General features: G+C 34.6%; 9 protein-coding genes. 4 read left to right on the top strand and 5 right to left on the bottom strand.

What is annotated here, in order from left to right:
* Positions 1–234: 234 nt before the first annotated feature.
* The 3 genes from F6K13_RS06465 to F6K13_RS06455 all read right to left on the bottom strand — a co-directional run bounded on the left by F6K13_RS06465 (position 235) and on the right by F6K13_RS06455 (position 3,196).
* Positions 235–981 carry a DUF3153 domain-containing protein gene (locus tag F6K13_RS06465; RefSeq protein ID WP_124144998.1) on the bottom strand — a complete coding sequence of 249 codons (747 nt, stop codon included), beginning with the start codon at positions 979–981 and terminating at the stop codon, positions 235–237.
* 2 nt (positions 982–983) lie between these two features.
* Entirely contained in the window at positions 984–2,291 is a 1,308-nt protein-coding gene (locus tag F6K13_RS06460) for a TldD/PmbA family protein (RefSeq protein ID WP_124144997.1), read from the bottom strand.
* A 557-nt stretch (positions 2,292–2,848) separates the two neighbouring features.
* Positions 2,849–3,196, bottom strand: a complete 348-nt coding sequence (locus F6K13_RS06455) for a single-stranded DNA-binding protein (RefSeq protein WP_124144996.1) — start codon at positions 3,194–3,196, stop codon at positions 2,849–2,851.
* Positions 3,197–3,528: 332 nt separating this feature from the next.
* Here F6K13_RS06455 and F6K13_RS06450 point away from each other — a divergent pair, with 332 nt between their 5' ends.
* From F6K13_RS06450 to argB, 4 genes are all read left to right on the top strand, one after another.
* On the top strand, positions 3,529–4,530 hold the full coding sequence (locus F6K13_RS06450) for a rod shape-determining protein (protein ID WP_124145045.1): 1,002 nt from the start codon (positions 3,529–3,531) through the stop codon (positions 4,528–4,530).
* Positions 4,531–5,156: 626 nt separating this feature from the next.
* On the top strand, positions 5,157–5,912 hold the full coding sequence (gene mreC, locus F6K13_RS06445; protein WP_287287043.1) for a rod shape-determining protein MreC: 756 nt from the start codon (positions 5,157–5,159) through the stop codon (positions 5,910–5,912).
* A gap of 925 nt (positions 5,913–6,837) precedes the next feature.
* Positions 6,838–7,347 (top strand): rod shape-determining protein MreD, encoded by a 510-nt coding sequence (gene mreD, locus F6K13_RS06440; protein WP_124144994.1) that lies wholly within the window; start codon positions 6,838–6,840, stop codon positions 7,345–7,347.
* Positions 7,348–7,430: 83 nt separating this feature from the next.
* On the top strand, positions 7,431–8,330 hold the full coding sequence (argB, locus tag F6K13_RS06435; protein ID WP_124144993.1) for an acetylglutamate kinase: 900 nt from the start codon (positions 7,431–7,433) through the stop codon (positions 8,328–8,330).
* Between the two features lie 397 nt (positions 8,331–8,727).
* Here argB and F6K13_RS06430 read toward each other — a convergent pair whose 3' ends face one another.
* Both F6K13_RS06430 and F6K13_RS06425 read right to left on the bottom strand, forming a co-directional pair.
* Entirely contained in the window at positions 8,728–9,231 is a 504-nt protein-coding gene (locus F6K13_RS06430; RefSeq protein ID WP_124144992.1) for a DUF948 domain-containing protein, read from the bottom strand.
* Positions 9,232–9,338: 107 nt separating this feature from the next.
* On the bottom strand, positions 9,339–9,686 hold the full coding sequence (locus F6K13_RS06425; RefSeq protein WP_124144991.1) for a YtxH domain-containing protein: 348 nt from the start codon (positions 9,684–9,686) through the stop codon (positions 9,339–9,341).
* Between the last annotated feature and the right edge of the window lie 105 nt (positions 9,687–9,791).

Here is a 9,791-nt window from a genome sequence, read left to right as displayed (position 1 = left end):
CAAAGTATCCTTCCCAAACCTTAGAAGTAATTATTTGTTATTAATTGCTGTTAATTTGTTATTAATTGCTGTTAATGTAGTTCCGACCCAGTAAGCTAGCTGACTGCTAATAGTTGTTTGCGCATTCCGCAGGAAATGCTTACATATATTTTATAATTTTGATGCAGTAGCTTAATTTTTTAATCCTCAAATTTTAGGCAATATTATATAGTATAAAAATCAATATTGATTAATCTATTTTTTAATAATTCCTAAAGCGGGCAGTACTTGATATTTTAAAGCTATACCTAAATAAACAAATAAACCAATTAAGATTGTACCTATTCCTATGGGACTAGGAATCCAAAAGACTACATCTAATGAATTTGATTCTCCTGGATTTAATTTCCAGACAATTTGTCGATCGCTTAGATAAGTTATTGCATCATTTTCAGTTGCTTGAATGTTGTTAAAACCCCAAGGCGTAGTTAACTGAAACTCTAAATCTAATAACTCATCTGGATTAACTATAACTTTGCTATTAGATGTAGATAATTGCAAATCTAAATTAATGCTCAATTTATTCCGCAGTACTAAAAAGAAATTATTCTGACTTACTTCAATCTGAGATTCAAATTTAGGTAAATCTGCTGTAACATCGGCAGCATAATTATTAGATTCTTGTGGATCTATAGGTTTAAAAAATTGATTAAATTTTTCTTCTAATTCCGCACCATTATTAAAAGGAATTGTAACTAAAATTTCTTGAGAAGATATTTTTTGAGTTTTTCCTCGTAATTGATTAACTCTAGTGTCTATACTTCTTAACCATTCAGAAACTATCTTCCCACTGAAATTCTTTAACTCATCTGCTAATTTAATATGTTGCACAATTTCACCATGGTTTTGGCTCTCAAAATTTATTCCAACTTCATATTGAACACATCCATTCAATAGTAAAACTGCTAAAAAACTAATCAAAATAACTTTAAGGACTTTCATATCTAAGCCTCCCTTGTTGCTACACCTAAATTTTGAAATACAATACATGGCAAATAATAACTATTGCCAACTAATTCAGGAAAATTGCCTATATCTACCAAATTTTGAAATGCTTCAAAAATATTACCTGCCACCATTGTATTCTTAACTCTACCCGTTATTTCACCTTTTTCTACCTTATAACCTAAATCTAAATTGACAGAAAATTCTCCTGCTAATTGATTAGATTTACTAGCTCCTAATACCTGGTCTATAATTAGACCTTCTTTTATATTACTAATCAATTCTCTTGGAGAAGCTTGGCCAGGATTAATACTCAAATTTACTAAACTAGGAGTTGGTTGAGATAGTCCATCTCGGAAACCATTCCCAGTGGACTTACGTCCAGCACGAGCAGCCCATTGTTGGTCCCAATAGAAACTTTTTAAAGTGCCTGCTTCTATAAAAGTCTTGACCGTAGTTGGGATACCTTCGTCATCAAAGGGACAAGCATAAAGGACTATATTTGGGTCTTCAAAGAGAGTAAAACGAGGATCGAACATAGTTTCTCCCACTTTATTGGTAAGAGGGGAAGCTTTTTGTACCACAAGCTGTCCAGATAAAACAGTTTTAAATAATCTAGCGATCGTCTTTCCTACTGCTGTGGGAGTAAAAAATACGGGAAAATTTCCAGTAGTAATCTTAGCTGAATTTTCTGCCCATCGATATTTTTGGATTAATTTTTCTAGTAGTTTATTGATATCTAAGGTTCGATCGCTTATTGCATCTGAAGTAGATATTTGCAGAAAGTCTTCATTCCGAACTAAGTTACCGGAAATACTCACATTAACTAATTGATTAAACCTTTGAGCATAAACATCAGTATTAGTCAAAATTTTAATATTTTTGTTCTGAATATTAAAGTCTATATTGACTAGAATATCGGGGTTATAATTATGAATCTTTTCAATAATTTCTTCACCAGAAGTAATTAATTCATTAACTTGAGGTAAATTAAACTCTAATTTTGGGTAATTAAAATTGTATGAAGAAGCAAATTTAAATTGTGCAGTCTCACTAACTTTTGCTGTTTGAATTGCTCCTTCAACTAAATCCTCAATTCTTGTCAAATCTGTAGAACTAGCAAAACCTAATTTACCTTGATAAATTAATCTGAGAGCTACTCCTTGTTGAGCCTTAGTTTGTAGAGACTTTAAACAATTATTTTCAAATTTTATTGGTGTTTCCTGAGTAGACAAATAATAAATTTCTACAGCTTCAGCTTTCTGAGTAGCTAATTTAAGAATTTGCTCTAGAGTAGACTCACTCATATTGACATCTCCTCCAAAAGAGGGAATAGGGAGTATGGGGAAATAATTGATAATTTATAGATAATAATTGATCGGGACTTACGCAAATTGACTTTTAAAGCACCATTTGTAGGGACGAATGGTATTTGCTCTCGCTATATGTAGAGTCTGTGCGTAAGTCCTGTTGATTTTATTTTGGATTTTCACGCCTATGTCTAATAATTTCTATCCTTGCTTATCTGGAAAACTTAAAGTCCCACCGTCATTTCAGTTATCAATTATCAGTACCGACCGCTGCTAAAATTGGGGTTTGCTCAAGGGGAGCGACTTGTCTTTTGGCTATCCTCTACTGCTAATACCAATTACCATCCATTAATGCTTAAATTAAGTAGCACTTTAATTATTAAGTAATTAACACAAACAGGATCGAATTTTTGATAATTAGCACCCCAGTTAGTATTAATTATTCTGATGTTTACTTCTCCTCCACTCCCCTACTCCCCCGCTCCTGACTCCTAACTCCTAACTCCTAATTCCTAACTCCTGACTCCTGACTCCTGACTCGTTGACCTATCAAATTAAAATTCATCATAATTTTGTGCATCGTCACGTTTAGAGCCTAATAATTCTAATTGGTATACTCTAATTACTGGTTTAGAGCGATTTGTCCCTGTATTACGGTCTTGCCAGTAATCAAACTTTAGAGAACCTTTTATCCCAATCAAACTACCTTTACGAACATAGTCAGCAGCAATCTCTCCAGTTCTATCCCAAATTTCTAAATTGAACCAGTCTGGTTGCTCACTCTTGCTAGAACGACGATTTACTGCCAAAGTTAAATTGCAAACCACACTACCAGACTCAAAATATTTAACATTAGGGTCTCCACCTGCCCTACCAACCAAAGTAACAATATTTAGACTCATAAACTATTATATATATGATTATATATATGATTATATGATTAATTAAATTCTAGTCTGATTATCTACAAGAATATCTCAAGAGGACTAATTATTCAACCATTGATTAAATCTAACACTTCCTCCAGATTCTGTCCCTATCCTGTTGCAGTATAAAATCAAGGACAGCTAAATTTGCTTGCATCAATTTTTGTATAGTCCTGATAGACTGAGGAGTAAAAACAAAATAGAATACCTCAGCAATATATCTAGATAAATTATTACACAAACTAAGATTGAATTTTGGGGGTCAAAAGTCAGTGGGTTGGATAAATCGCTTTTCTTTGTCTCGGGACATGGGAATTGACTTGGGTACTGCAAATACCCTTGTATATGTATCTGGTAAAGGTATTGTTCTTCAAGAACCATCTGTGGTAGCTATTGACCAGGAGCAAAAAACTTCTATAGCAGTAGGGGAAGAAGCGAAAAGGATGCTGGGGCGAACTCCAGCTAATGTAATTGCGGTCAGACCTTTACGGGATGGGGTCATTGCTGATTTTGATATAGCAGAATTAATGCTAAAGCATTTTATTAGAAAAGTTCATGAAGGAAAAACCTTGGTATCTCCAAGAATTGTAATTGGCATTCCGAGCGGAGTAACTGGTGTAGAAAGAAGAGCTGTAATGGAAGCTGCAGCTCATGCTGGTGCTAGAGAGGTACGATTAATTGATGAACCAGTTGCTGCTGCTATTGGCGCAGGATTACCTATGGCTGAACCTACAGGTAATATGATTGTGGATATTGGTGGGGGGACTACAGAAGTTGCTGTTCTAAGTTTACAAGGTACAGTTCTTAGTGAATCTGTCCGTGTAGCTGGAGATGAATTGAATGATGCTATTACTCAGTATATGAAAAAAGTCCATAGCTTGGTAATAGGCGAGCGAACTGCTGAAGATATCAAGATGAAATTGGGTTCAGCTTATCCTACTTTGGATGACAATGAGGCAACGATGGAAGTTAAGGGTTTACATTTATTATCAGGTTTGCCCAGAACTGTTACTGTCAAATCTGCAGAGACGAGAGAAAGTATGGCAGAACCTCTATCAATAATTGTAGAGGCAGTTAAGCGAACTTTGGAACGTACTCCTCCTGAACTAGCAGCAGATATTATAGATAGAGGTATTATGCTAGCTGGTGGTGGTGCTTTATTAAATGGGATAGATACTTTAATTAGCCATGAAACTGGAATTGTCACTCATATTGCAGCAGACCCACTTTCCTGCGTAGTCTTGGGTACTGGTCGTGTCTTGGAGAATTTTAAACAACTGGAAAGGGTTTTCAGTGGACAGATGCGCTAAAATTCAGTTATTTTGTAGCCAAATTATAGGGGGTAGAAGGTTAATTATTTGTATTTCCTAGTTTTGTCTTGATTTATAATTCCTAACTTTTGTGAGTACTGCTATATTTGAGTACCTATTGAAAAGCGTTCTGATGATAATAACCTATAGATATATAATTTTACAGAACTTTTGAGAACTGTGAGATACAAGTTTAATCACTGACCCATTTTTCCTAATTTCTCTAAAACTCTGTATTTTTAAAATTAGTAAATTAGTAAATCTCGAAATTCAGTAAGAAGATTAATTACTAATAACTCATGGTTAATTGCGATTTCAATAATCAAATATTAGCTAGTTAGGGCTTGCTGATTAACTATCAAAGCATTAACAGATAAAGGCAAGTGCCTTTTTGGAGTGAAAAAAGCTACAAGGCTTTCGGTTGCTCAGAAGCTCATGAATGTTAGCATTTTGGGCAAGAGTTGGGCAGAAAAATCAGGGGACAATTTCCAACTACCTCCTCTATAATTCCCATTTTTCCTGACTTCTGAATTCTGACTTCTGACTCCTTATACAGAAGTTTCTGTTTTGAATATAAATTAGTAGTAATAAAGTTTAAAGTAGTAGCAAATTTTCAGGTTTTACCAATGCAAACATTGCGTCGTCGAAGCTTAAAAATCATCAGAAAAGCTGCATTATTAATTTTAGCAGTAAGTGCAGCTTTTTGGGTTAGACAAACTCAAGGTTCTTTACTTTTTGAAATTTATAATTGGCTGAGTTTACCATTTCAACCTAGTCCTGTTCAACAAGAAGTATTAGTGAATGCTCGTATAGAAGAACTAGAAATTCAATTACAAGAATTAGAGAAACAAAATAATACTCTCAAGCAACTTTTTAATTATACAAAAACTAAAAAAACAAAAGGAATAGTAGCTCCTGTAGTGGGTAGAAGTGCAGACTATTGGTGGCAAAAAGTAACTCTAGGAAGAGGTAGTAAAGATGGTATTCAAAAATATTTTATTGTGATGGGAACTGGTGGTATAGTAGGTAGAATAACTAGCGTTACACCCCATACTAGCCAGGTATTATTAGTAAGTGACTCTACCAGTAAAGTTGGCGCAGGAATTATTCGCAGTCGTCAGATGGGTTTTATGAAGGGTCAGGGTAATGATACAGTTGTCTTAGAATTTTTTAACGATCTTCCTGATGTTAAGGTTGGTGATTTTGTATCTACTTCTGCTTATAGTCAATTATTCCCGGCAGGTTTGGCTATCGGAAAAGTTGAATCTATTAATTTGAATAATACTCCTGCTCCACAAGCTAAGGTTAAATTATCAGCACCACTTAATACTTTGGAATGGGTGACTGTTTATCAAAATAAACAAAGTGAAACAGAAAAGTAATTCAACTATCAATGATCGACTTTTTAATTTTTCTTTAGTTGTCTTTCTTGAGTTATTTGGTTATTGGATGTATTTAATAAAAATTAAAAGCTTTTGATTGGTCAATTTTTTATTCAACAGAGACAGTATATATAGCAGTCATACTTTAATTTTGCAGAAAATATCTGGGAATTAGGGAATAGGGGTAAGGCTTTCCAATTTTTGACAATTAATTTAAGACTGCCATAATTAAAATCATGCAAAAATATTCATAATTTGCACGACCTAAAATTATTAGGAAATCAGTCTCATTCTGCTCACAGTTATTTGATTTCCCATTTTTATTAATTTTCAATAATGGTAATTCTTCTGTTACAAAGACTCTTTTTACCTAATTATCTTTTACATAAGACAAATGAAAATTATCATTGACTTGGAAAAAACTCTATATAGTAATTCCCAAGAAGCGTGAGGCAAAAAATTCGTTTGTTTTAGGTAGAGACGTTGCATGCAACGTCCGTAGGTCTGAGTAATACCAATTTGATAAATATTTGCTACAAATAATTAGGTTATTTCTTAGGAGGACCGAGGACCGAGTCAGGTAGGAGAGCCGTCGGATTAGCGACGTACAGAATGAATAGCTTTGATACTATTTATTAGGTTGTAATTTATCTTTTTAGTCCAAGGGGCATCTCTTTTAAAGTCTTTTAACTGCCCTGATTATTCGTAACATTCTTTTTCCAAATTGGTATAATTCGGGAAAATAAAATCAAAAGAATAAAAACAACTTTACCTCAGTAATTTGAGAAACTCTATAGGTGTTTTTTGCAGCAAAAAAAAATAGTATAAATTACCAAGAGCCTAAAAATTTTCTCCTGGTTAAAAATTGAAAAATTAACTTATCCTCAACAACTTTCAAATTATTAAATTTATTTTCTTAATTCAGATGTCTAATATATCTCAGCAAGCTATTTTAAAATCATTAATCACTATTGCTTCTGCACTAGTTTGTGCACTATTATTGTTCACCCGTATTCCAGGAATGGAGATTTTTGGCATAAGACCTAACTGGTTATTAATTTGGGTAGTTGCTTGGAGTAGCCAGAGTTCAACTATAGAAGCTTTAGTCGCTGGCCTAGTCTTAGGATTAATTCAAGATAGCATCACAGCTCCCTATCCCACTCATGTTATTCCTTTAGTTTTTGCAGGATTTATCATAGTGTTTTTACAGAAGCAACGCTTTATTCAAGAAGATTTTATTTCCATAGCTTTAGTAACATTTATTCTGGCAATTATTGCAGAAACTTTCATGGCAATTCAGTTAGGATTAATCGGCAATCAAACCTTTGGAGAAATTTGGGTTTACTATAAGCAAGTTGCTTTGGGTTCTGCTGTTATTAGTAGTCTTTGGGCTCCTGTTATTTATTTTCCTCTCAGTCAATTGTGGAAACCTTAAAATAACTAAGTAGTTAACTTTTAAATTGAAATAAACTATATATTGATATTGTTCAAATTATAAATTCAAAAGAGTAACTGTCTATGCTAAAAAGTACAGATTTTGAAAATCAATCAGAAATAAACCGAGTCAAAGTGTTAAGTGAAGCACTACCTTACATTCAAAAATTTGCAGGTCGTAAAATCGTCGTCAAATATGGCGGTGCGGCCATGAAAGATAGTAACCTCAAAGATAAAGTAATTAGGGACATTGTACTACTATCTTGTGTGGGTATACGTCCGATTGTGGTTCATGGTGGTGGCCCAGAGATTAACTCTTGGTTGGGTAAATTAGGAATTGAACCGCAGTTTAAGGATGGTTTGCGAGTTACTGATGCGCCCACTATGGAAGTAGTAGAGATGGTATTAGTGGGAAGGGTTAATAAGGAAATTGTTTCTTTAATTAATCAAGCTGGTGGCCGTGCTGTGGGTCTGTGTGGCAAGGATGCGAACTTAATAAAAGCACGTCCCGAAGGAAGAGAAGGTATTGGTTTTGTTGGGGAAGTAAGTAACGTCAAAATAGATATTCTAGAATCCCTAGTTGATAATGGCTATATTCCCGTGGTATCTAGTGTAGCTGCAGATGAAAAAGGACAAGCTTACAATATTAATGCAGATACTGTTGCGGGTGAAATTGCTGCTGCGATGGATGCAGAAAAGTTAATTCTCCTTACAGATACAGCGGGAATTTTGGAAGACTATCATAATCCAGATAGTTTAATTGTTAAGTTAGATATCCAGGAAGCTAGACAATTGATTGAAAAAGGAATTGTATCTGGTGGAATGATTCCTAAAGTAAATTGTTGTGTGCGGAGTTTAGCTCAGGGAGTTCGAGCTGCCCATATTCTTGATGGTAGAGTTCCCCATACACTTTTACAGGAAATTTTTACAGATTCTGGAGTTGGCTCAATGATAGTAAGTAGTTTGGCAGTTAATAACTTTTAACTAGGGTTTGCTGAAAAAGTATTTTAGTAGGGGTAGGAGACAGGAGACAGGAGACAGGAGACAGGAGAAATGGGAATTATAGAGGAGGTAGTCGGAAAAATTGTAAGAGTGATTTTTCTGCCATAATCGTCCTAAAATACTAGCATGCATGAACTTCTTCCGCTGAAAAGCTGATACTCTTTGAGACCAAAAAATGCTAAAACCAATATCAGTCAATGCTTTGATATTTAATCAGCAAGACCTAACTATAGTGCTGTGCGCAGGCAACAGGCAACAGGCAACAGGGGGAATAAAAAAACCGATAATATAAAACTATTAGCTATTGGACAGTTCTTGTTTTTTGTACATAAGTCAGCGCACATTGCTATAGGGTACAGGGGAGAAAACTTTTCTCTGTCTAAGGTTTATCATCTAGAGTAGAATCCTCAGTTGCAGAAGCAGGAGGAATATCTTTGTAAAGATGGCTTTGAGCGACATTTTTATGAGAAGATGATAAAGAATGCTTTAATGGTCTCCTCGTATTTTCTTTTGTTTTTGGTTTTAAATTAAATGTTTTCCAGGCTACTTTAATACCAGTAAAAATACTTTTCGTTGTAGTTTTAACTTCCTTGGTTTGTTGACGGACATTACCAATACTTCGATCGACTTGCTTAACAATTTCTCCTGCACTCTGGACACTATCATTAACATCATCAGTTAACTCACTAATTTCTATGCCAGTGAGACGAATTGCTTCTAAAGTTGGTGGTAATTCGCGAGCTAGGATGTCTGCTAACTTTTCTAGACTACGAGCAGCTCTAGCTAATGCCAACATCGCAGGTAAGGTGACAATTAAAACAGTAGTGAGGCTCAATGCAACCAGGAAAAGGGACAATCCAAGCCAAAACAAGGGGTTGTTCACAGGTATTTCGCCTAAACAGGGGAATGATAACTTCCTATTCCTGGATAATCTTAACAATAATAGGTGCTATTGTAGAGTATTTTAAGATTAAAAAAAAGCTTTTTGTTTTAATTTTCCCTGTTTATAACTACTGAAACTTCAGAGTTTTTGGCTTCTAGTTGAGATAATATTTCTCTCTCCTTTTGACTAGCTTCTAATCCAGCAGCGATCGCCTCTCTTAGTCTTTCTAAAGTTTCCTCCCAAGAATTAGCAGTAGATCCTGAAAAGCGGTCTGCTTGAAATTTGACACTGGTAGACAAGTCTGTTACAAGTAGGGCAAAAGCAGATGCAGATTTTTTCACCAACTGTCTTGTTTTTTTGCCCGTTCTAGGAGCTATTAATAACCCTGTTAATGTACCTATAGCTGAACCTAGCAGTAGACCACTGATAAATAGTCCAGATTTTTTGTTTGACATACTGAAAAAATATATATCTCTAGAAGACTTCTTGATAATCTATTATATTAGCGCCAAATTCTATAGAAACGATGCCAAATGGTTCTGAGCAACCAAAGCATGGCA

The organism is Okeania sp. SIO2B9 (assembly GCF_010672505.1).
Taxonomy (GTDB): Bacteria; Cyanobacteriota; Cyanobacteriia; order Cyanobacteriales; family Microcoleaceae; genus Okeania; species Okeania hirsuta.
Note: the sequence above shows the minus strand (reverse complement) of the source record. Positions and strands in the feature narration are given on the sequence as shown.

Bases quoted from the DNA above. Each gene is read 5' to 3' on its own strand.
- F6K13_RS06465 (WP_124144998.1), bottom strand. From the start codon at position 981: ATGAAAGTCCTTAAAGTTATTTTGATTAGTTTTTTAGCAGTTTTACTA.
- argB (WP_124144993.1), top strand. From the start codon at position 7,431: ATGCTAAAAAGTACAGATTTTGAAAATCAATCAGAAATAAACCGAGTC.
- mreC (WP_287287043.1), top strand. From the start codon at position 5,157: ATGCAAACATTGCGTCGTCGAAGCTTAAAAATCATCAGAAAAGCTGCA.
- F6K13_RS06450 (WP_124145045.1), top strand. From the start codon at position 3,529: ATGGGAATTGACTTGGGTACTGCAAATACCCTTGTATATGTATCTGGT.
- mreD (WP_124144994.1), top strand. From the start codon at position 6,838: ATGTCTAATATATCTCAGCAAGCTATTTTAAAATCATTAATCACTATT.
- F6K13_RS06460 (WP_124144997.1), bottom strand. From the start codon at position 2,291: ATGAGTGAGTCTACTCTAGAGCAAATTCTTAAATTAGCTACTCAGAAA.
- F6K13_RS06425 (WP_124144991.1), bottom strand. From the start codon at position 9,686: ATGTCAAACAAAAAATCTGGACTATTTATCAGTGGTCTACTGCTAGGT.
- F6K13_RS06455 (WP_124144996.1), bottom strand. From the start codon at position 3,196: ATGAGTCTAAATATTGTTACTTTGGTTGGTAGGGCAGGTGGAGACCCT.